Source organism: Pseudomonas sp. 1L-B-1-E-C1, assembly GCF_057291835.1.
Genome location: NZ_JBXAWN010000013.1, coordinates 57,226 through 77,754, shown reverse-complemented (window position 1 = coordinate 77,754; position 20,529 = coordinate 57,226). Strand labels below are relative to the sequence as shown.

Annotated in this window: 19 protein-coding genes; 11 read left to right on the top strand and 8 right to left on the bottom strand. The window is 59.5% G+C overall.

Features of this window, described 5'->3' with window-relative positions; translation table 11 throughout:
- Positions 1 to 147 precede the first annotated feature (147 nt).
- On the bottom strand, positions 148 to 1,902 hold the full coding sequence (locus tag AC0Z4S_RS21930; protein WP_471879500.1) for an L-lactate permease: 1,755 nt from the start codon (positions 1,900 to 1,902) through the stop codon (positions 148 to 150).
- 242 nt (positions 1,903 to 2,144) lie between these two features.
- Between AC0Z4S_RS21930 and AC0Z4S_RS21925 the strand changes: the two genes are divergently transcribed.
- Positions 2,145 to 2,351: a hypothetical protein gene (locus tag AC0Z4S_RS21925; protein ID WP_253502789.1), complete on the top strand. Its 207-nt coding sequence runs from the start codon at positions 2,145 to 2,147 to the stop codon at positions 2,349 to 2,351.
- Between the two features lie 51 nt (positions 2,352 to 2,402).
- Here the strand turns inward: AC0Z4S_RS21925 and AC0Z4S_RS21920 are convergent, their stop codons facing one another.
- Positions 2,403 to 2,684 (bottom strand): hypothetical protein, encoded by a 282-nt coding sequence (locus AC0Z4S_RS21920; protein WP_253502786.1) that lies wholly within the window; start codon positions 2,682 to 2,684, stop codon positions 2,403 to 2,405.
- 280 nt (positions 2,685 to 2,964) lie between these two features.
- Here AC0Z4S_RS21920 and AC0Z4S_RS21915 point away from each other — a divergent pair, with 280 nt between their 5' ends.
- The 3 genes from AC0Z4S_RS21915 (at position 2,965) to AC0Z4S_RS21905 (ending at position 5,967) form a co-directional block, all read left to right on the top strand.
- Positions 2,965 to 3,957 carry a hypothetical protein gene (locus AC0Z4S_RS21915; RefSeq protein WP_485624564.1) on the top strand — a complete coding sequence of 331 codons (993 nt, stop codon included), beginning with the start codon at positions 2,965 to 2,967 and terminating at the stop codon, positions 3,955 to 3,957.
- Positions 3,958 to 4,074: 117 nt separating this feature from the next.
- Positions 4,075 to 5,571, top strand: coding sequence for a helix-turn-helix transcriptional regulator (locus AC0Z4S_RS21910; protein ID WP_485624563.1), 1,497 nt, complete (start codon positions 4,075 to 4,077; stop codon positions 5,569 to 5,571).
- A gap of 138 nt (positions 5,572 to 5,709) precedes the next feature.
- The gene (locus tag AC0Z4S_RS21905; RefSeq protein WP_485624562.1) at positions 5,710 to 5,967 is read left to right on the top strand and encodes a DUF1652 domain-containing protein; all 258 of its coding nucleotides are present in this window, start codon (positions 5,710 to 5,712) and stop codon (positions 5,965 to 5,967) included.
- A gap of 1,040 nt (positions 5,968 to 7,007) precedes the next feature.
- Here AC0Z4S_RS21905 and AC0Z4S_RS21900 read toward each other — a convergent pair.
- The 4 genes from AC0Z4S_RS21900 to AC0Z4S_RS21885 all read right to left on the bottom strand — a co-directional run bounded on the left by AC0Z4S_RS21900 (position 7,008) and on the right by AC0Z4S_RS21885 (position 10,552).
- On the bottom strand, positions 7,008 to 7,775 hold the full coding sequence (locus AC0Z4S_RS21900) for an SDR family oxidoreductase (RefSeq protein WP_485624561.1): 768 nt from the start codon (positions 7,773 to 7,775) through the stop codon (positions 7,008 to 7,010).
- A gap of 37 nt (positions 7,776 to 7,812) precedes the next feature.
- On the bottom strand, positions 7,813 to 8,880 hold the full coding sequence (locus AC0Z4S_RS21895; protein ID WP_485624560.1) for a phosphotransferase family protein: 1,068 nt from the start codon (positions 8,878 to 8,880) through the stop codon (positions 7,813 to 7,815).
- Positions 8,881 to 9,043: 163 nt separating this feature from the next.
- The gene (locus AC0Z4S_RS21890) at positions 9,044 to 10,012 is read right to left on the bottom strand and encodes a 2-hydroxyacid dehydrogenase (RefSeq protein WP_485624559.1); all 969 of its coding nucleotides are present in this window, start codon (positions 10,010 to 10,012) and stop codon (positions 9,044 to 9,046) included.
- A gap of 156 nt (positions 10,013 to 10,168) precedes the next feature.
- Positions 10,169 to 10,552, bottom strand: coding sequence for a tautomerase family protein (locus AC0Z4S_RS21885; protein WP_485624558.1), 384 nt, complete (start codon positions 10,550 to 10,552; stop codon positions 10,169 to 10,171).
- 249 nt (positions 10,553 to 10,801) lie between these two features.
- On the opposite strand from AC0Z4S_RS21885, the gene AC0Z4S_RS21880 reads away from it, so the two are divergent.
- The 3 genes from AC0Z4S_RS21880 to AC0Z4S_RS21870 all read left to right on the top strand — a co-directional run bounded on the left by AC0Z4S_RS21880 (position 10,802) and on the right by AC0Z4S_RS21870 (position 12,754).
- Positions 10,802 to 10,996, top strand: a complete 195-nt coding sequence (locus tag AC0Z4S_RS21880; protein ID WP_253502766.1) for an FtsB/FtsL family cell division protein — start codon at positions 10,802 to 10,804, stop codon at positions 10,994 to 10,996.
- Between the two features lie 50 nt (positions 10,997 to 11,046).
- A complete protein-coding gene (locus AC0Z4S_RS21875; RefSeq protein WP_253502763.1) occupies positions 11,047 to 11,217 on the top strand; it encodes a hypothetical protein in 171 nt (56 codons plus the stop codon).
- Positions 11,218 to 11,473: 256 nt separating this feature from the next.
- Positions 11,474 to 12,754, top strand: coding sequence for an HAAAP family serine/threonine permease (locus tag AC0Z4S_RS21870; protein ID WP_485624557.1), 1,281 nt, complete (start codon positions 11,474 to 11,476; stop codon positions 12,752 to 12,754).
- 134 nt (positions 12,755 to 12,888) lie between these two features.
- Here the strand turns inward: AC0Z4S_RS21870 and acnB are convergent, their stop codons facing one another.
- Complete coding sequence (gene acnB / locus AC0Z4S_RS21865; RefSeq protein ID WP_471879624.1) at positions 12,889 to 15,498, bottom strand: bifunctional aconitate hydratase 2/2-methylisocitrate dehydratase; 2,610 nt, start codon at positions 15,496 to 15,498, stop codon at positions 12,889 to 12,891.
- A gap of 467 nt (positions 15,499 to 15,965) precedes the next feature.
- Here acnB and AC0Z4S_RS21860 point away from each other — a divergent pair, with 467 nt between their 5' ends.
- Positions 15,966 to 16,436, top strand: a complete 471-nt coding sequence (locus AC0Z4S_RS21860; RefSeq protein ID WP_024013275.1) for a DUF1289 domain-containing protein — start codon at positions 15,966 to 15,968, stop codon at positions 16,434 to 16,436.
- Between the two features lie 86 nt (positions 16,437 to 16,522).
- On the opposite strand, the gene AC0Z4S_RS21855 is transcribed toward AC0Z4S_RS21860, so the two are convergent.
- Positions 16,523 to 17,386, bottom strand: a complete 864-nt coding sequence (locus tag AC0Z4S_RS21855) for a universal stress protein (RefSeq protein ID WP_348971041.1) — start codon at positions 17,384 to 17,386, stop codon at positions 16,523 to 16,525.
- 159 nt (positions 17,387 to 17,545) lie between these two features.
- Here AC0Z4S_RS21855 and AC0Z4S_RS21850 point away from each other — a divergent pair, with 159 nt between their 5' ends.
- The 3 genes from AC0Z4S_RS21850 to AC0Z4S_RS21840 all read left to right on the top strand — a co-directional run bounded on the left by AC0Z4S_RS21850 (position 17,546) and on the right by AC0Z4S_RS21840 (position 20,415).
- Positions 17,546 to 18,154, top strand: coding sequence for a MiaE family protein (locus AC0Z4S_RS21850; RefSeq protein ID WP_041480839.1), 609 nt, complete (start codon positions 17,546 to 17,548; stop codon positions 18,152 to 18,154).
- 266 nt (positions 18,155 to 18,420) lie between these two features.
- Complete coding sequence (locus AC0Z4S_RS21845) at positions 18,421 to 19,128, top strand: response regulator (RefSeq protein WP_485624556.1); 708 nt, start codon at positions 18,421 to 18,423, stop codon at positions 19,126 to 19,128.
- On the top strand, positions 19,129 to 20,415 hold the full coding sequence (locus AC0Z4S_RS21840; protein WP_485624555.1) for an ATP-binding protein: 1,287 nt from the start codon (positions 19,129 to 19,131) through the stop codon (positions 20,413 to 20,415).
- The last annotated feature ends 114 nt before the right edge of the window (positions 20,416 to 20,529 follow it).

The window sequence follows — 20,529 nt, the reverse complement described above, 5'->3', positions numbered from 1 at the left end:
GTGCTGAGCTCATCAATCTGCAGATCACACCAAACCCCTGTAGGAGTGAGCCTGCTCGCGATTACGGTGTGTCAGTCAAATCAGTATCAACTGACAGACCGCTATCGCGAGCAGGCGAAGGCCTACAGTGGAATTGTCTTTCTTCAGTTATGGCCCACCTACAACCATCGAGGTAAACGGTGCGACATACGCCTGCAATGTCACGAGTCCGCCGACGAGGATCGCCAGCACGATCGAATGGAAGAACACGTAACGCAGAATCTCGCCCTCATGCCCATACCAACGGGTCGCGGTGGAGGCAACGACGATTGACTGCGCGTCGACCATTTTGCCCATTACCCCGCCGGAACTGTTCGCCGCGGCCATCAGCACCGGGCTGATGCCCAGTTGTTCCGAAGTCACCCGCTGCAAGCCGCCAAACAGCACGTTCGAAGCGGTGTCCGAGCCGGTCAGCGCCACCCCCAGCCAGCCGAGCAGCGTGCCGAACATCGGGTAGAAAATCCCCGTCGCCGCGAACGCCAGGCCCATGGTCGCATCCAGTCCCGAATAGCGGGTGAGGAAGCCCAGCGCGAGCATCGCCGCAATCGTGATCAGGGAAAACCGCACCACCCAAAGCGTGCGCAGGTATTGCTTGATCAGTTGCGGGATCGAATAGCCCATCAGCAAGCCGCCGACAATCGCCGCCAGCAGAATCCCGCTGCCGGTTGCGGTCAGCCAAGTGAACTTGTACACCGCTTCCTCGGCTTTCGGCGCCGCAACCACGGGTGGGACTTTTTCTATTTGCAGATGCAGGCTGGTGAAAGTCACTGCCGGGGCGAAAATCGGATTGGCCTCACGCACCGGTTTGCCTTGCGGGTCGAGCTTGGCCGATTGCGTAACCGGATCGATCACCGGGCGCGTGTCGAACATGTTCTTGAAGCCCTGCGTGCCCCAGGCAAACACGAATATCGTGAGAATGATCCACGGCATCCATGCGCGCATTACTGCCGGGCGCGCCTGGTCGCTGAAGGCGGCGCTGGCGGTGACTGTTTCTTCGTCGACCTTGGAGTTGTCGACGCGACCGGACAGCGCTGCCGAAGTGTGGATGGTGGCCGGTTTCCACACCTTGAGAAACAGCGTCAGACAGGCCATGGAAATCAGCGCGGCGATCACGTCCACCAGCATCGGTCCGTGATAGTTCGAGACGAGAAATTGCGGGATGGCGAAACTCACCCCGGCCACCAGAATCGCCGGCCACACCTCGAGCATCTTGCGCCATCCGGCAAAGGCCCAGATCAACCAGAACGGCACCAGCACCGAGAAGAACGGCAACTGCCGCCCGACCATCATCGACAGCTCCATCTCATCCAGCCCGGTGACTTTGGCCAGGGTGATGATCGGCGTGCCCAGAGCGCCAAATGCCACGGGTGCGGTGTTGGCGATGAGTGCCAGTCCGGATGCGGCCAGCGGCGAAAAGCCCAGTCCAATCAGAATCGCCCCGGTCACCGCTACCGGCGTGCCGAAGCCCGCCGCACCTTCGAAGAACGCACCGAAGCAGAAGGCGATCAGCAGCAGTTGCAAACGGCGGTCGTCGGTGATGCGTGCGAGGGAATCCTGCAGCACTTTGAACGAGCCGTTTTCGGTGGTCAGGCGATGCAGAAAGATGATGTTGAGAACGATCCAGCCGATCGGCAGCAAGCCATTCGCCGCGCCGAACAGTGCTGCCGAACCGGCCATGCCCGCTGGCATGTCGAAGGCGAAGATCGAGATCAGCAGGGCGGACGCGAGCGCCAGCAAGGCTGCCAGATGCGCCTTGACGTGAAAGAACGCCAGCGCCGCGAGCATCACCACCACCGGCACCGCGGCCATCAGCGTGGAGAGCACCGGATTGCCGAACGGGTCGTAGATTTGCTGCCAGACCATGGTTCACCTCTGCTTGTTGTTATTGAGGGTGCAGATCCATTGCATGGGGGTTGGTTGCAAGCAGTATAGGTGGCATTACGCCGCTGTTCGGGCGTGACGAACGGGCCGACCAACGGTCCATAGTGGCCACTGAATCAACGTGCTTTTGCCCGGTCGTATCTGCGGCTGCGCGCACTGCCTCTCGAAGAGTCAGCAGCGTGGCGATTTCATCGTCAAGACCTTGGGTTTTAGGGAAGTGTTGAATGAAGCAAGCGACAACGATGCTGCTCACTGTGACCGCCGCCGTATTGCTCAGCGGCTGTATTGCGGATTTTGATGATGACCACCGGCATGGCCGGCATTACGACCGCGATCATGGCCGCTATTACGACCATGACCGGCGCTGGGACGACCGCGATGACGACCGCCGCGATGGCCGTCGTTATTACCGTGATCGCGATGATGACTGATTAATGAGAAGAGGGCGTTCCCGCACAGGAACGCCCTCTGTGCATCAGCCCTCAGTTGAAAAAACGAGCGTTCGCCTGGACGCGGGATCGCGCAGGCACCGGGGCCTCGTGATCGAGCAAATGGGTGGCGAGTATGTCGCTCAGAAAGCGGAACTGATCGTTGAGGCCGACCACTTCATTGCTGAAGTGATTGCTGGCGGCGGGCATCAGCAGATCGTCGAAATCTTCGTTGAACACCAGCGTCTGCGCCTTGCGCGGCACGACGTGCTGTTGGTAATAGTTGCTGCCGAACACCGGGAAACTCACGGAGAGGGTGACTTGGGTATGCATCATGATGTGAACGCCTCGTTGTGTGTCGGATGAGTCAATCGTGCCTTTCATCCTGGGAGGGCGGAAGGCAATCGTGGCGATGGTGGATATCGATGGTGGTGATGGTTGAGATTTGCGGTGCTGCTGATGGCCTCTTCGCGAGCAGGCTCGCTCCCACATTTGAAATGTGTTGCACCTGTGGGAGCGAGCCTGCTCGCGAAGAGGCCGGAACCTCCAGCATCGGAATCGACTGACCTGCCTATACTCAAACCTGCACCTCCCCAAGCCAAAGGACGCCACCACCGTGAACCCGCGCGCGCTGGTCGTTGCCGCACTGTTTCTGCTGGCCGGCTGCGCCACCTCGGCCCGGGCACCGGTGAGTGCGCCGCGAGCCGTGGTGGTATCGGCGCAAACCTGGCAGCAGATCGATCGCGAAATCCTTGGCGCCTCGCAGCAGGCAACCGAGCAGGTCAAGCTGTTCGCCCGTGGCTCGATGGAACATTGGCGCACGCGGGTCTATCAGCAAACTGAAGAAAATTTCATCCCGTGGTTCAGCAGCTACTGGACCCAGGAATGGCTTTCGATGAAGGTCAGTTGGTACACGATCAGCGCTGGCGGCGAGCAGGATGCCTCGGCGAAACGGCTGGCGGCGTATCTGCTTGAGCAATATCAGGAAAAAGTCCTCGCTCCGGTCGCCGTGGAGATCGATCCGGATGCGATTCTGGCTCAGGCCACGGCGTTCTATGCGCAGTTGATGGCGCAGCAGATGCCGCTCATCGCCCAGCGCCACGGTGTGCCCATCGCGCAGCTCAATGGTCGCTTGCAGAAGATCCCGGCCATCGCGCTTGGCCCGCCGCCGGCTCGGGATGCGTCGCTGTTCAAGGTCATCAGCACCGAACCGCTGAACACCCTCCCGGCGTACGCCGCGCTGATCGACAAGATCCACACCGATGGCGGCGCCAGGGGCATTTCTTCCACCGACGCCGCCATGGCCCCCGTGGCCAAACGTGCCAGCCAGCGCATCGAGGCGGAAATGGCTCCGCGCGGCGCCGCCAGTGCGGTGGCAGCAGCGGCGGGGAAACTGGCCGGGGCGATGATTTCAGTCGGCGTGGCCGGCATTCGCGCGATCATCCAGGCCAACGACCGCCCCGACAGCGAAGCGCTGATCCGCAGCAGTCTGGGCAACACCTTCGACAAGGCCTGGATGAAGCTGCTGCAGAACCCGACCACCGGGGTGATGGCGGGCACACTGCATATCGCCGGACAGGTCGAGGGCAATCTGGTGATGAATGAATGACGGTATCGACAGAAGACAACGGCCGGCAAGGGTTTCATGCGATTTTCAAGGCGTGGCACGATCCCGAGTCGTCGCGGTCGTACTCTTCACCTAGCCGCATCACAGTGTGGAGATCCAATGAGCCAGGAAGTCCTGACCACCGAAACCAACCGTCGCCAGTTGCAGCAGATCATCGCCGGGCTGTCGGACGGGGTGATTCTGCTGGAGCTCGACAAAAGCATTCTCTGGGCGAATGAAGCGGCGCTGACCATGCATGGCGTCAGCACCATCGGTGACCTGGGCACCAACGCTGACGAGTACGCCAAACGCTTCATCCTGCGCTATCGCAATAACCATGTGTTGTCGCCCGAGAACTACCCGATCAGCCGCGTGGCGCGTTGCGAGGCGTTCAGTGACGTGCTGATCGAGATCTCGCCCGTGGACGACCCGGAGCGTGTCTGGGTGCACAGTGTGCGCAGCATGGTGCTGACCGACCGCGTCGGACAGCCCGAGTCACTGGTGCTGATCATGAGCGACGTGACCGACTGGGCTAACGCCGAGCAGCGTTTCGAAAAGACCTTCAACGCCAACCCTGCCCCGGCGGTGATCTGCCGCCTGAGCGATTTGCGCTATATCAAGGTCAATCCGGGTTTTCTGGAAATGACCGGCTACACCCGCGATCAGGTGATCGGCACCTCGGCATACGAAATCGATATCTTCGAGCAGGCCGATAAACGCGATCTGGCTATCCAGCGCTTGCGCGATGTCGCGACCATTCCGCAGATGCAGGCGGAACTGCGCCTGCCTGACGGCGGCAGCAAACAGGTGATCGTTGCCGGCCAGCCGCTGCTGCTCAATGACGAGAGTTGCATGCTGTTTTCCTTTGTCGACATGGAGCCCAGGCGTCGGGTCGAAGTCGCATTGCGCCAAAGTGAGGAGCGCTTCGCCAAGGCTTTTCGCCTGACACCCGTGCCGATTCTGATCTGTACCGCTGACAGGCAGGAGGTCATCGACGTCAACCAGGCATTTCTGGACACGCTGGCCTACGACAGCGATGAAGTGATCGGTAAAACCGTGACGCAGTTGAGTTTCATCCACGATGACGGCGCGCGCGCGCGGTTGTTGTCCGCGCTGGCCAAGAATGGTCGGGTGGATCGCGTGGACGTGCCGGTGCGCAAGAAGGATGAGGAGTTGCTGGAATGCGCGGTTTCCGCCGACACCGTGAATATTCACGATGTTTCCTGCTATTTGCTGGTGTTGATGGACATGACCGAGCGCAAGCGGACCGAGCTGGAATTGGTCGCGGCTATCGAAGAGGTGATGAAGGATGCTTCGTGGTTCAGCCGCACCTTGATCGAAAAGCTGGCCAACGTGAAGAAGATCAACTCGCCGCAATTGCCCAGCGCCTCGTTCACTGATCTGACGGCCCGCGAGCGGGACGTGCTGGGGTTGATCTGCGAAGGTCTGGCGGACAAGGAGATTGCCGCACGGTTGAAGCTCGCGCCCAATACCGTGCGCAATCACGTGGCCACGGTCTATTCCAAACTGGATGTGCACAGCCGCAGCGAGGCGATTGTCTGGGCCAGGGAGCGTGGCTTGTTCTCTGGAGAATGGGGCACAAAGGGGCAGCGCTGAGGGTGCAAATGCACTAGTTACAAGGGTGCAAATTCATGTATTGGCCGGGGGCGCGTGTTCTTAGGCTGGTGGGGTGCGGTGTGAGCCATTTGCGGCTTGCGATCGCGCCCCTTTGAAACAGCCATAGGAACGATGTCCATGATGAATCTTGCGCAGTTGCGCGCTCGGCTCGAGCACAGTTTTGCGCCGCTGGCTTGTGATTGTTCGGTGGATGGTGATCATTCGCTGACGGTCAGGTTGTATCACCCGGATTCGGGGCAGGTGGATCTGGTGATCAGTGGCCTGGATCAGGCTTCGCTGCGTACGCCTGAGGCGGTTGACGCTTTGGTGGATGAGTTGCGGTATGAGCTTGAGAGCAATTCCTTGCGGTCTTCGCGGGATCCGGATTTGGCTTAGCGCGCTTTGGTCTTGGCGGCCTTTGGGCCGACCATGCTCTTGGGGGTTTGGGTGTATATCCGTTTTTTTGGGTGTTGCTGATTACGGTTTCGCCCTTACGGCGAGGCACTTTTTCCAGACGCCGAAAAAGTACCCAAAAAGGCTTCGCCCTGACGTTCGGCCCGCTCGCTGAGGCTCGGGGTCCCTTCGCTCCGGGATCGATCCTGGCGCAGCGGCTCCGGTTTGCTTCGCTGCACCTCCTTCCGCTGTGTACGACTACGTCGTACGGTCGCTGCGCTCCCACGCCCGGATCAATCCCTCCGCTCAGCCTGCCGACGGGCTCCGAGATCAAAAGCAGAACTCGAGCTAACGCTCATCGTGTGTAGGAGCTGCCGAAGGCTCGGGGCGCGATCGGACGATCTTTTGCTTTTGCTTTTGATTTTCTGTGGGAGCGAGCCTGCTCGCGAAGGCGGCCTGACAGCCGACCTGATTTCTCCAGATGTACACCGCCCCCTTGTAGGAGTGAGCCTGCTCGCGATGAGGCTCTCGCTGATTACGATAATCTCAATCCAGACTCTTCTGGAAAATCCGCGCAAAACCGACAGCCCAAACCACTCAATCATCCCAATCCACTGGCGCTAACAAGGCGCTCAGCTATAAAGAATGAGTGGTCAGGTCTTCCGCGGCCGGTCGGGTTGCGGAAGTTTGTCTCTCTTTACCGCGGGTCGTCCTATGAATAATCCTGGGAAACGCGTATTGCCGTTGGCTGTTCTTGCAGTGTTGGTGGCGGGTTGTGCCAGTCCACCACCCCCTGCGCCTGTCGCGCCGCCGCCACCGCCGGAGCGCCGCTGCGAGGTGTTGGAGAATACTGAGGTTGTTGGGGACATGTACGTGGACGGGCAGGTGACGCGCCAGATCACGACTACCCGTTGCATCACACAATAAGACTGTGGGAGCGAGCCTGCTCGCGAAGGCGGGGTATCAGTCGAAACACAGCTGACTGACACGACGCTTTCGCGAGCAGGCTCGCTCCCACACGGGCTAGCAATTTGCCTGGGAAATCAGGACAGGAATCCGCCATCCACGTTCAGCGCCACACCAGTGGTGTAACTCGACGCGTCGCTGGCCAGGTACAACACCGCGCCAGCCATTTCGCTTGGATCGGCCACGCGCTTGAGTGGGATCTGTGTCAGCGCCTGCTTCAAAATTGCATCGTTCTTCACCAGCGCTGAGGCGAATTTGGTGTCGGTCAGGCCCGGCAGGAGAGCATTGCAGCGGATGCCGAATTGCGCGCATTCCTTGGCAAAGACTTTGGTCATGTTGATGACCGCCGCTTTGGTCACCGAATAAATGCCCTGGAAAATCCCCGGTGAGATGCCGTTGATCGAGGCGACGTTGATGATGCTGCCGCCACCGTTTTCGCGCATCAGCTTGCCGGCTTCCACCGACATAAAGAAATAGCCGCGAATGTTGACGTCGACGGTCTTCTGGAACGCACCCAGATCGGTGTCGAGCACGTTGCAGAATTGCGGGTTGGTCGCGGCGTTGTTGACCAGGATGTCGAGCCGGCCGAATTGTTCCTTGATGCCGGCGAAGACCTGGCTGATCTGTTCCATTTCACCGATGTGGCAGGCCACTGCGGTGGCTGTGCCGCCAGCGGCAGTGATCGCGTCGGCGACGTGCTGGCAGCCTTCGAGCTTGCGGCTCGAGACGATCACGTGGGCGCCTTGCTGGGCCAGCAGTTTGGCGATGGCTTCGCCGATGCCGCGGCTGGCGCCGGATACGAAAGCGATTTTGCCATCGAGGTCGAACAACTGAGTCTTGGACATGGGATTCCCTTGTGAAAAGTCTTGTTATCGGCCCGGATCAGAGGCTGGATTTCTGAATGACCTGCAGGCTCATCTGCTCCAGCAGTTTGTTCATGTAAATGAACTGCGCGAAGCGTTTGTCCTGGGTCTGTCCGTGGTAGAAGCGGTAATAGATCTGCTGCACGATGCCGGCCAGGCGGAACAGGCCGTAGGTGTAGTAGAAATCGAAATTGTCGATGCGGATGCCCGAGCGCTCGGCGTAGTAATCGACGAATTCGCGGCGGGTCAGCATGCCCGGTGCGTGGCTCGGCTGGCGGCGCATCAGTTGTACCGGTGCCGGGTCACCGGCTTCGATCCAGTAGGCGAGGGTGTTGCCCAGATCCATCAGCGGGTCGCCGAGGGTGGTCAGTTCCCAGTCGAGCACGCCGATGATCTGCATCGGGTTATCCGGATCGAGGATGACGTTGTCGAAACGGTAGTCGTTGTGGACGATGCTCGACGTCGGGTGGTCGGCCGGCATCTTGTCGTTGAGCCACGCTTTCACTGCTTCCCAGTGCGGCGCGTCCGGGGTCAGGGCTTTTTCGTAACGCTCGCTCCAGCCTTTGATTTGCCGCGCGACGTAGCCTTCGGGCTTGCCCAGATCGCCGAGGCCGCAGGCGTTGTAATCGACCCGATGCAGCTCGACGAACCGGTCGATGAAGCTTTTGCACAGCGCTTCGGTTTTCGCCGAATCCAGACCCAGCTCCGGTGGCAGTTCGGCGCGCAGGATGATGCCCTTGACCCGTTCCATCACATAGAACTCGGCGCCGATGACGGTTTCGTCGGTGCAGTGCACGTACGCTTTCGGGCAATACGGGAAGCCGTCGCGCAGCTGATTGAGAATGCGGAATTCACGGCCCATGTCGTGGGCGGATTTGGCCTTGTGGCCGAACGGCGGGCGGCGCAGAACGAATTCCTGCTCCGGGTATTCCAGCAGGTAGGTCAGGTTCGACGCGCCGCCAGGAAACTGGCTGATCTGCGGAGTGCCGGTGAGGCCGGGAATGTGCGCCTTGAGGTACGGATCGATCAGGCTGGCATCGAGTTCTTCGCCCGCGCGGATCCGGGTGGACTGGTCAGTAAGCGCCATGCTTATCCCTTCTGCTTATTTTGGAGGCCAGACATCATTGGCTAATCTAATGGCGCGCTCGGGTGCTCACAAGCGCGGGTCGGTCTTATAGGTTAGCGTGTTGCCGGATAATCAACTTTGAGAATGGGGCGAGGAGCGGCGCGGACCGCGGATCCCGCGCGCCTTAATGCACGCGCTGGTTAGTCAGTTTCGGTGGCAGCGCGACGGGAGTCAGCACTGGTTGTCCGGAGAAAAACGCCATCAGATTCTGACCCACCAGTTCCACGGTGCCTTGTGTGGCCTCGGGAGAAAGCCCGGCGACATGCGGCGTCAGCACAACGTTGCCGAGGTTCTTCAGCGTCTCGGGCACCTCGGGTTCATGATCGAACACGTCCAGCGCGGCACCGGCGATGCGTCGTTGTTCCAGTGCGGTGATCAGATCAGCCGTCGCGACAACGCTGGCCCGCGCAATGTTGACAATAAAACCCTTGGGTCCGAGCGCATCGAGCACCGCTCGCGTTACCAGATGCTGGGTGCCGATGCCGCCGGGCGTGGCAACCACCAGAAAGTCCGAAGCCCGGGCCAGATCGGTCGGTGTCGAACAGAACGCGTAGGACACGTCGCTGCGTATCTGGCGATTGTGATAACTGATCTGCATATCGAAGCCCAGCTCGGCGCGCTTGGCGATGGCCATGCCCACAGCGCCCAGCCCGAGGATGCCCAGACGCTTGCCCGCCAGCGAAGGGCGCATGATTTTCGGCCATTCACCGCGGCGCACGGCTGCATCACAGCGCGGGATGTCGCGCACCAGTGCCAGCAGCAGCGCCATCGCATGATCGGCGACCGACGAAGCGTTGACCCCGGCACCATTGGTGACGGTGATCCCTCGGTCACTGGCCGCTTGCAGGTCGACCTGTTCATAACCGGCACCGATCACCGTAATGATTTTCAGGGCGGGCAGGGCGCTGATCTCGTCGGCAGTCAGGCCCAGCGGGCCGCGAGTGAGCACGGCATCGATGCGACTGCCATGGGTGGCGATGGCTTGCGCGCGTTCGGCTGGCGTTGGTGCAAGGATCAGGTGGAATCCCTGATGTTCAAGAATCGGCAGATAGTCATTGATCGTTTCAACCAGTACCAGAACGGTTGCGGGCATTGCGCGGCTCCTGTGATTGGCGGCGGGTGGGTCGCGAAAGTCGGCTCAGAGTGCTGAATGCGCAGCGGCTTGGCAATCGTTGCATTCGCGCAGTCGTGCTTTGATTCTGGACGGGTTCGCGGAACAAGCAAGCACGCAGGCATGGCGCACTGCCAATCAGCTGACATATTGCGCGACGCCGTTGCCGAACGACCAGTTCTCCTTTTTCACCTCCACCAGATTGATGAACACATCCTCCAGGCGAATGCCCAATTGCGCATGCAGGTTTTCGGCGATGGTTTTGAACAGCAATTGTTTCTTTTCCACGCTGCGCCCTTCGCTGATGGTGATCTGGATGAACATCACGCCGTCGCTGCGCTGAATGCCTAGGTATTGCGGGTCATATACGAAGTGCTGGCCATCGTGCTCGTTGAGGATCTGGAAATTGTCGTGCTCGGGCACATCGATGCAGGTGCGCAGGGCGGCGTAGATCTGTTCGCCGATGCGCCTGGCGAAAGTGGGATCCGGATTTTGCTGGATGTCGACGCGGACCAGTGGCATGTGGGGGCTCCCAGGATTATGGCTTCTCTCACGCTAGATCAAAGGCAGAATTCTGGCAGGTAGTTGGTCTGGAATATTGCGGATTACTCGTATGAGGAGGCTTACGTGACTCGCGGATTTTGCCTACGGGGATGGCAGATGCGTCTGCTGGTCAGCGTGAATGGAAAAGTTTGATGATAAGGGCATGACGAGAGCCGTTGATGTGCATACAAGTGCTGGCCCCAGACCGCCAGCAGCCAAGGAGGGCAAATGTTTCATAACGATCGCGAAAATCTGGAACTCGACAGGCTCGAAAATGAATCACGGAAACTCGTGGCCGAATGGAAAAAGCTCCAGGCTGAGGAGAAGAAGCTATCAAGGGAGACGAGCCTTTATCCAATTGCGGTGTTTGGCGGAGTGTTGACTGCGATCACCGCAGTCGCAGGCGTTTTCTTCAAGTTTTGAGTATTCATGCTTGAGATTACTCAGGCGCATTATCCAAGGGATAAATCTGTATGAGCACATATGACCGCAAGGCACGACTGGAACGAATTGAACGGGAGTTTGCAGAATACGAGGAAAAGGTGCGCCAGAAAGATAAAAGGGAGAATGGCAAGCTCTGGTTGCTCTTCTGTTTCGGGCTGTACTGCATTTTATTGGGATTTATGCTCGGCATATCGCTCTGAGCGCGTTCGATGAAGCATGGCTTGATCGCAAAAACATATCCGTATGCGGCATCTTACATACCCGTTTGCGACCTTGTTTTTCCCATAAACGACTACCCATCAATCTGCTCCGCACAACCATTCCTCAGCTAAGTCTTTGCTTGCGTTGATTTATCACGGAGAATCGCGCCCCTGTTTCGGCCGGAGCATGTCTGTCGGTTTTTTCCGACGCGTCCCGACCGAGTGGCAAGTGACCGGAATGCGGAGATCCGACCGGATGAATGATCAGGCCAATAGCCTCGAAAAGCGTTTCGACGCAGCAGCACCTGCTGAACTTTCGAGCTGGAATCGCCAGGACACCACCTGGATGCTGGGACTGTTTGGGACGGCCATTGGCGCCGGCACCCTGTTTTTGCCGATCAACGCAGGGCTGGGTGGCTTCTGGCCGCTGGTGATCCTCGCGCTTTTGGCATTCCCGATGACGTTTTATGCACACCGTGGCCTGACCCGTTTCGTGCTGTCCGGTCGCGAAGGCGCCGATATCACCGAAGTGGTCGAGCAGCATTTCGGCATCAAGGCCGGCGCGTTGATTACGCTGCTGTACTTCTTCGCCATCTTCCCGATCCTGCTGATCTACAGCGTCGGCCTGACCAATACGGTCAGCAGTTTCCTCGAACATCAACTGCACATTACGCCGCCACCGCGCGCGCTGCTGTCGTTCGCGCTGATACTCGGCCTGCTGGCTGTGGTGCGTTGCGGTGAACAGGTCATCGTCAAGGCCATGAGCCTGATGGTCTATCCGTTCATCGTCGCGCTGCTGTTCCTCGCTGTGTACCTGATTCCGCACTGGAACGGCGGCATCCTCGCCACCGCCGCGCAAGTGCCGGCGCCATCAGCGCTGCTGCATACGTTGTGGCTGGCGATTCCGGTGATGGTGTTCTCGTTCAACCATTCGCCGATCATTTCGGCGTTCGCAGTTGATCAGAAGCGCCGTTACGGTGTGCACGCGCAAGAGCGCAGCTCGCAGATCCTTTCGCGCGCTCATGCACTGATGGTCATCATGGTGCTGTTCTTCGTATTCAGTTGCGTGTTGACCCTGTCGCCGGAGCAATTGGCTGAGGCGAAAGACCAGAACCTGTCGATCCTTTCTTATCTGGCCAACCACTTCAGCAATCCGACCATCGCTTTCGCAGCGCCGTTGATTGCGTTCGTGGCGATCTCCAAGTCCTTCCTCGGTCATTACATCGGTGCCAGCGAAGGTCTCAAGGGTTTGATCGTCAAGAGCGGTAAACGCCCGGGCGCCAAGGCGCTGGATCGCATCGTGGCGGCGTTGATGCTGGTGATCTGCTGGATCGTTGCGACGCTCAATCCGAGCATTCTCGGCATGATCGAAACCATCGGTGGCCCGGTGATCGCGGCGATTCTGTTCCTGATGCCGATGTATGCGATTCGCAAGGTGCCGGCGATGGCGCGTTATCGCGGTCAGGCGTCGAACGTGTTCGTTACGGCGGTCGGGCTGGTGGCGATTTCGGCGCTGGTTTACAAGCTGGCTGTCTGACCGGTCTGTGCGATTGCGAGCCTGCCATCGCGAGCAGGCTCGCTCCCACAAGGTTTTGCGTGATGCTTGCCTGGCAGGCATAAAAAAACGCCGCTCATCTTTCGATGGGCGGCGTTTTTTATTGCCTTGCAGCGTTAGGCTTGAACGACCGGGATGTTGGCGTTCGCAGCCGCTTCACGGAACTCGGCGATCTGGTCGAAGGACAGGTAGCGGTAGACATCGGCCGCCATGCTGTCGATCTTGCCAGCGTATTCCATGTACTCCTCGACGGTCGGCAGGCGACCCAGGATCGAAGCAACGGCAGCCAGCTCGGCCGAGGCCAGGTAGACGTTCGCGCCGTCGCCCAGACGGTTCGGGAAGTTACGGGTCGAAGTCGACACGACGGTGCTGTTCGGCTCAACGCGTGCCTGGTTACCCATGCACAGCGAGCAGCCTGGCATTTCCATACGTGCGCCAGCCTTGCCGTAGATGCCGTAGTAGCCCTCTTCGGTCAGTTGGTGAGCGTCCATCTTGGTCGGCGGCGACAGCCACAGACGGGTTGGCAGCTGACCCTTGACCTGATCCAGCAGTTTACCGGCGGCGCGGAAGTGACCGATGTTGGTCATGCACGAACCGATGAACACTTCGTCGATCTTCTCGCCAGCAACGCTGGACAGCAGACGGGCGTCGTCCGGATCGTTCGGCGCGCAGAGCACAGGCTCGTTGATCTCGGCCAGATCGATTTCGATGACTTCGGCGTATTCGGCGTCGGCATCGGCTTCCATCAGCTCAGGATTGGCGATCCAGGCTTCCATCGCTTGAGCACGACGTTCCAGGGTACGCGCATCGCCGTAGCCTTCGCCGATCATCCAGCGCAGCAGGGTGATGTTGGACTGCAGGTACTCGGTGATCGATTCTTTCGACAGCTTGATGGTGCAACCGGCAGCCGAACGTTCGGCCGAGGCGTCGGACAGTTCGAACGCCTGCTCCAGGGTCAGACCTTCCAGGCCTTCGATTTCCAGGATGCGGCCGGAGAAGGCGTTTTTCTTGCCTTTCTTCTCGACGGTCAGCAGGCCGTTCTGGATAGCGAAGTACGGAATGGCATGAACCAGGTCACGCAGGGTGATGCCAGGTTTCATCTTGCCTTTGAAACGCACCAGGATCGATTCCGGCATGTCCAGCGGCATGACGCCGGTGGCTGCGGCGAACGCGACCAGACCGGAACCGGCCGGGAACGAGATGCCCATCGGGAAACGGGTGTGCGAGTCACCACCGGTACCAACGGTGTCCGGCAGCAGCATGCGGTTCAGCCACGAGTGGATGATACCGTCGCCCGGACGCAGGGAAACGCCGCCGCGGGTCATGATGAAGTCAGGCAGGGTGTGGTGGGTGGTCACGTCGATCGGCTTTGGATAAGCCGCGGTGTGGCAGAACGACTGCATCACCAGATCAGCGGAGAAGCCCAGGCACGCCAGGTCTTTCAGTTCGTCACGGGTCATGGGACCTGTGGTGTCCTGAGAACCCACGGTGGTCATCTTCGGTTCGCAGTAGGTACCAGGACGCACGCCCTGGCCTTCTGCCAGACCGCAAGCCTTGCCGACCATTTTCTGCGCCAGGGTGAAGCCCTTGGTGCTTTCAGCCGGAGCTTCCGGCTTCTTGAACAGGTCGAACGGTGGCAGACCCAGCTCGGCGCGAGCCTTCTCGGTCAGGCCACGGCCGATGATCAGCGGAATACGACCGCCGGCACGGACTTCGTCCAGCAGCACCGGGGTTTTCATTTCGAAGGTGGTGATGACTTCGTCGGTACCGTGCTTGCAGACCTTGCCAGCGTGCGGGTACAGGTCGATGACGTCGCCCATGTTCATGTTCGACACGTCGAACTCGATCGGCAGGGCGCCGGCATCTTCCATGGTGTTGTAGAAGATCGGAGCGATCTTGCTGCCGAAGCAGAAACCGCCAGCGCGCTTGTTCGGCACGTACGGGATGTCGTCGCCGAAGAACCACAGCACCGAGTTAGTGGCCGATTTACGCGAGGAACCGGTACCGACCACGTCACCGACGTAGGCGATCGGGAAACCCTGGCCGCGCATTTCTTCAATCTGCTTCATCGGGCCGGTCTTGCCTTGCTCGTCCGGAACGATGCCGTCACGGGCCATTTTCAGCATGGCCAGGGCGTGCAGCGGGATGTCCGGACGCGACCAGGCGTCTGGCGCCGGCGACAGGTCGTCGGTGTTGGTTTCGCCGGTAACCTTGAATACGCGCAGGCTGATCTTGTCGGCCAGCACCGGGCGCTTCTTGAACCACTCGCCGTCAGCCCAGGATTGCAGCACGGCCTTGGCGTGAACGTTACCGTTCTTGGCTTTTTCCGCGACGTCGTGGAAAGCATCGAACATCAGCAGGGTGTGCTTGAGTTCTTCGGCGGCGACTGGGGCCAGCTCGGCGTCGTCCAGCAGCTCGACCAGGGTGACGATGTTATAGCCGCCCTGCATGGTGCCGAGCAGTTCGACAGCGCGTTTCTTGTCCAGCAGAGGGGAGGAGGCTTCGCCCTTGGCCAGGGCGGACAGGAAACCGGCCTTGACGTAGGCGGCTTCGTCCACTCCAGGCGGTACGCGATTGGTGATCAGGTCAACGAGGAAAGCTTCTTCGCCAGCCGGAGGGTTCTTCAGCAGCTCGATCAGGCCTGCTGTTTGTTCGGCGTTAAGCGGCTGGGGAACGATACCCAGGGCTGCACGCTCTTCGATATGTTTGCGGTAGGCTTCAAGCACAGTTATTACCCTCATCAGTGGTCCCAAATGGGTGTCCGGGACGCTCATCCCGAAATTGCCGTACTCATGCTCCTCACGACGTTGTGGGTCGTTTGGCCAGAATTACCGGCAATTCCTTACAGAAGCTGCTTTCAAAGTTTTACGCCTGCAGAACGGGGAGCTGATGAGGGTTGGCGTTGGGCTTTTCCCCGCTGGAAAAACCCTTCGCCAACACCGCTCTGAAGGAACGACTGTGCTCGTGACGCTTTGAAAACAGCTTCTAACGGACATTGGCGCCTTAAAAGGCTGGCTGATTCTACGGCAAAAAAAATTTAAAGGTAAGTCGCGTGCTATTGGACTTTCGTGGCAATCAGCCGGGCCGCGGCCAACCTGCAACGCTGGCGAGACCCTGCTGTTTGAGGGGTGATCAATGCCCGACAAAGGGCTAACATGCCGGCCTGTTCCGCGTTTCAGTGTTTTGCCCACTTATGCCCAATCAGACCATCAAGACTCCCTGCGTCGGCCTCTGCTCCACCGTTTACGGTGACCTGGTGTGCCGTGGCTGCAAGCGTTTCCACCACGAAGTGATCCATTGGAATGGGTACAACGAGGAGGAAAAGCGCGCGGTGTGGCTGCGGCTGGAGCAATTGCTGTCGCAAGTGATGGCGAGCAAGGTCGAGATTTTCGACCCGGCGCGTCTGCGCGAACAGCTGGAACAGCGCAAGATCCGCTTCGTCCCGCATCAGTCGGAATATTGCTGGGCCTATCAGCTGATTGCCCGGGGCGCGCGGGTAATCATCAATCTTGAGGCGTACGGGATGGTATTGCTGCCGGAGTTTCGCGACTGGAACCTGCCGGAACTGCGTGATGCCATTGATCGGGAGTTCTTCCTGCTGTCGGAAGCGCATTATCAGCGCTATATCGCCCCCGGCTTCCTCAAAGACGCCTTTGGCGCCTGAACAGCAAAAGATCGCAGCCTTCGGCAGCTCCTACATGGGAATGCGTTCTACCTGTAGGAGCTGCCGAAGGCTGCGATCTTTTGCTTTCAGTGTTTCACCGTCAACTCCACCAGATGATCCTCAACCTCCTGCGGCTTGAGTACCAACACATCGCTTTCCAGCGTATCCAGCACTGCTTCAGCGGTATTGCCGATCAACGCGCCTGACAAGCCACTGCGCGCCACCGTGCCAATCACCGTTACCGCCGCCTGCAGCTTGTGCGCCATGAACGGGATCAGCACATCTGCCGGGCCTTCCTCGACGTGCAGGTGCTCGTCATCGACATCGAACTCCGCCTGGAACGCCCGGCATTGCTCGCGGTATTTGGCTTCTATGGTGGATTTGAGCTGAAACGTCGGGTCTGCCGCCGAGAGCATCGGCGACGGGTGCGCGGTGATCACATGCAAATGCGCCTTGGCCAGACTGGCGATGTCGTAGCCGTGATCAATGATGGTGCTGTGCAGATGCCGATGCTCACCATCGGCATTGCCGACGTCGACGGCGGCGAGAATCACTTTGTCTTTCCACGAGCCGGCGGTTTTCACCAGCAGCACGGGGGTAGGGCAGTGGCGCAGGAGTTTCCAGTCGGCCGGGGTCAGCAGGGCCTTTTTCAGCGAGCTGTCGGGAAAGTGCTGTTTGATCACCAGGCCGCAACCCTCGGCCTGCTGCACATCGATGATGGTTTCATGCAGGCTCTCGTTCCATGCCTGTTCGGTGGTCACGCTGTAGCCTTCGGCGAGCAACGCAGCCTTGAGCACACTGAGCAGGCCGGCGTGGTCATGCTTCTTGTCGCACACCAATAGATGCAGGTGGGCCTGGGTGACACCGGCGATCAGCTTGGCGCGCTTGAGCGCCAGGCTTTCTGCATGTTCAGGTTCGATGACCACCAGAATGCTGCGAATGGCTTGCATGAGCGGAGTCTCCAGCAAAGAAAAGGCACGGCGTTGCACAACTATAGTTGCTGTCCGAACGTCTGCGACTTGATGCATATCAACAGCCGCCGCTGGTGGTCTGCGGGCAGGCCGGTATAATCGGCGCCCTTCGCTCGAACACCTTTTACCGTGAGCCCCATGATCCTTCCCGAAATCCACGAATTCCTTGGCTGCCGCACGCCCGACGCCTGGGTCCAGGCGGCACTGGCCGATCAGGAAACCCTGCTGATCGACCACAAGAACTGCGAGTTCAAGGCCGCCAGCACTGCGCTGAGCCTGATTGCCAAGTACCACGCCCACGTCGACCTGATCAACATGATGTCGCGTCTGGCCCGGGAAGAACTGGTGCACCACGAGCAAGTCATGCGCATCATGAAGCGGCGCAAGATCGAGCTGCGTCAGCTGCACGCCGGCCGCTACGCCTCGGGCCTGCGCAAAGTGGTGCGCAGCCACGAGCCGGTAAAACTGGTCGATACACTGGTGGTCGGTGCGTTCATCGAAGCACGTAGTTGCGAACGCTTCGAAGCGCTGGTGCCGCATCTGGACGAAGAGCTGGGCAAGTTCTATTTCGGTCTGCTGAAAAGCGAGGCGCGGCATTTTCAGGGTTATCTGAAACTGGCCTATCAGTATGGTGATGCCAAGGATGTCGCGCAGGTGATCGAGCGCGTCCGTGCAGCCGAACAAGAGTTGATCGAGTCGCCGGACGAGGAATTCCGCTTCCACAGCGGTGTGCCGGTCGCCGCATGATTGGGTAGGAGCTGCCGCAGGCTGCGATCTTTTGATCTTGTTTTTACAAATCGAAAATCAAAATCAAAAGATCGCAGCCTTCGGCAGCTCCTACAGAGGTCCGCAATCCAATCGGGCATCATCGTCTGATTGTTAAAAACTCTTAAGAGTATGAAACATCACCGAAAACCGGCCCGCGTGGCCGGTTTTTGCTGTCTGGCGTCATCGCTTGATCGACGATTGCCCGCATAATGCGGCCCTCCACGTTTGGCTTGGCAACGGTCGTTATGGATAACCTGGGTTTTGGCAAAGTCCTGCTGGTTGAAGACGATGAGCGTCTGGCCGCACTGATCGCACACTTTCTTGAACAACACGGCTACGAGGTGCGCACGGTGCATCGCGGCGATCTGGCCGTGGCTGCGTTTCTCGAATTCAAGCCGAAGGTGGTGGTGCTCGACCTGATGTTGCCGGGGCAGAGCGGTTTGCAGGTGTGCCGGGAAATTCGTAGCGTGTCAGACACGCCGATCGTGATCCTCACTGCCAAGGAAGACGATCTCGATCATATTCTCGGTCTGGAATCCGGCGCTGACGATTACCTGATCAAACCGATCAAGCCGCCGGTATTGCTCGCGCGGCTGCGCGCGTTGCAACGGCGGCAGACGCCGGAGACCAGCGTGGTCAGTTTTCTTGAATTCGGGCGATTGAGCATCGACCGCAGTTGCCGTGAAGTGCGCCTGGCCGGTGAGATGGTCGAGCTGACCACCATGGAGTTCGAATTGCTCTGGTTGCTCGCCAGCGCGGCGGGCAAGATTCTCTCGCGCGATGACATTCTCAACCGCATGCGCGGCATCGCTTTCGACGGGCTCAACCGCAGCGTCGACGTCTACATCAGCAAATTGCGCAACAAACTCAAGGACAATCCCCGCGAGCCGGTGTGTATCAAGACCGTGTGGGGCAAGGGCTATCTGTTCAATCCGTTCGCGTGGGAGTTGTAGATGCTGCGCTTGTTCCTCGGCCTGTTTCTGGTAATGACGGTGGGGCTGGTGCTGGCCTTGCAGACCGTCGAACACACCTTCAACGCGCTGCTCGACAGCCAGATGCAGGACTACAACCGTGAAGCCGTGCGCGGCCAGGCGTGGTCGCTGGTGGATCATCTGCAAGGCCGCCTGGGTGCGGAGCGTGAACAGAAACTTGATTCGTTGCGCGCCCATTACGGTCTGTCGCTGAGTCTGGTCGAGGCCGATCAACTGGCCCTGACAGCCCAGGAAAAAGCCGAACTGGCGCGGAATCTGTTGGTGATCCGTGATGATTACACGCAATTCATCAGCAACATCGATGGCGGCTCGCAGCTGCTCAGCATCAAGCTGCCGCCGGAGCCGAGCCTGATGCCGTTCTACATCACCGCGGCGTACATGATGCTTGCAGTGTTGATCGGCATCGTGCTGTTTTTCTGGGTGCGCCCGCACTGGCGCGATCTGGAAAAGCTGCGGCTGGCCGCCGAGCGTTTCGGCGACAACGATCTGTCCGTGCGCATCCAGTTGTCGCGGCGCTCGAACATCCGCGATCTGGCCGAGCACTTCAATCTGATGGCGGCGCGCATCGAGGGGCTGATCGCCAATCAGCGCGAACTGACCAATGCCGTGTCCCACGAATTGCGCACACCGATCGCGCGGCTGTCGTTCGAACTCGATCAGCTCAAACAGCAACCGGACGCGAGCCAGAATCGCGAGCTGATCGCCGACATGTATGCCGACCTCGGTGAGCTGGAGGAAATGGTCTCGGAGCTGCTGACCTACGCCAGCCTGGAACACGGCGCGACGGTGATCAAACGGGAGAATGTTCACGCGGCCGACTGGCTCGACAGCGTTGTCGGCAGTGTGGCGCTGGAGGCCGAAGCGGCGGGGGTGCAGTTGTCGATCGGCGATTGCCGGGTCGACACCGTGAGCATCGAACCGCGCTTCATGGCGCGGGCCGTGATCAATCTGCTGCGCAACGCCATTCGCTACGCCGAGCAGCGCGTTGAGGTGTCGCTGCTGCGTAACGGCGATGATTATGAAGTGCGGGTCAGCGATGACGGGCCGGGCGTGCCGCTGGATGGACGGGCGAAAATCTTCGAACCGTTCTCGCGACTGGATGCCAGTCGTGATCGGCGTACGGGTGGATTTGGCTTGGGCCTTGCCTTGGTGCGGCGGGTGTCGCAGTCCCATGGCGGGCAGGTTGAGGTGGGTGACTCGGCGTGGGGTGGGGCGTTGTTCAGGATGACCTGGGCGCATCTGGATTAAGGTACTGATCATACCGGCCCCTTCGCGAGCAAGCTCGCTCCCACATTTGAAATGTGATCCCCTGTGGGAGCGAGCTTGCTCGCGAAGGGGCCGGGAGAGTCAATATCTATGCGG

Coding starts and splice junctions, on each gene's coding strand:
- AC0Z4S_RS21930 (WP_471879500.1), bottom strand. CDS start 1,902: ATGGTCTGGCAGCAAATCTACGACCCGTTCGGCAATCCGGTGCTCTCC.
- AC0Z4S_RS21925 (WP_253502789.1), top strand. CDS start 2,145: ATGAAGCAAGCGACAACGATGCTGCTCACTGTGACCGCCGCCGTATTG.
- AC0Z4S_RS21920 (WP_253502786.1), bottom strand. CDS start 2,684: ATGATGCATACCCAAGTCACCCTCTCCGTGAGTTTCCCGGTGTTCGGC.
- AC0Z4S_RS21910 (WP_485624563.1), top strand. CDS start 4,075: ATGAGCCAGGAAGTCCTGACCACCGAAACCAACCGTCGCCAGTTGCAG.
- AC0Z4S_RS21905 (WP_485624562.1), top strand. CDS start 5,710: ATGATGAATCTTGCGCAGTTGCGCGCTCGGCTCGAGCACAGTTTTGCG.
- AC0Z4S_RS21900 (WP_485624561.1), bottom strand. CDS start 7,775: ATGTCCAAGACTCAGTTGTTCGACCTCGATGGCAAAATCGCTTTCGTA.
- AC0Z4S_RS21895 (WP_485624560.1), bottom strand. CDS start 8,880: ATGGCGCTTACTGACCAGTCCACCCGGATCCGCGCGGGCGAAGAACTC.
- AC0Z4S_RS21890 (WP_485624559.1), bottom strand. CDS start 10,012: ATGCCCGCAACCGTTCTGGTACTGGTTGAAACGATCAATGACTATCTG.
- AC0Z4S_RS21885 (WP_485624558.1), bottom strand. CDS start 10,552: ATGCCACTGGTCCGCGTCGACATCCAGCAAAATCCGGATCCCACTTTC.
- AC0Z4S_RS21880 (WP_253502766.1), top strand. CDS start 10,802: ATGTTTCATAACGATCGCGAAAATCTGGAACTCGACAGGCTCGAAAAT.
- AC0Z4S_RS21875 (WP_253502763.1), top strand. CDS start 11,047: ATGAGCACATATGACCGCAAGGCACGACTGGAACGAATTGAACGGGAG.
- AC0Z4S_RS21870 (WP_485624557.1), top strand. CDS start 11,474: ATGAATGATCAGGCCAATAGCCTCGAAAAGCGTTTCGACGCAGCAGCA.
- AC0Z4S_RS21860 (WP_024013275.1), top strand. CDS start 15,966: ATGCCCAATCAGACCATCAAGACTCCCTGCGTCGGCCTCTGCTCCACC.
- AC0Z4S_RS21855 (WP_348971041.1), bottom strand. CDS start 17,386: ATGCAAGCCATTCGCAGCATTCTGGTGGTCATCGAACCTGAACATGCA.
- AC0Z4S_RS21850 (WP_041480839.1), top strand. CDS start 17,546: ATGATCCTTCCCGAAATCCACGAATTCCTTGGCTGCCGCACGCCCGAC.
- AC0Z4S_RS21845 (WP_485624556.1), top strand. CDS start 18,421: ATGGATAACCTGGGTTTTGGCAAAGTCCTGCTGGTTGAAGACGATGAG.
- AC0Z4S_RS21840 (WP_485624555.1), top strand. CDS start 19,129: ATGCTGCGCTTGTTCCTCGGCCTGTTTCTGGTAATGACGGTGGGGCTG.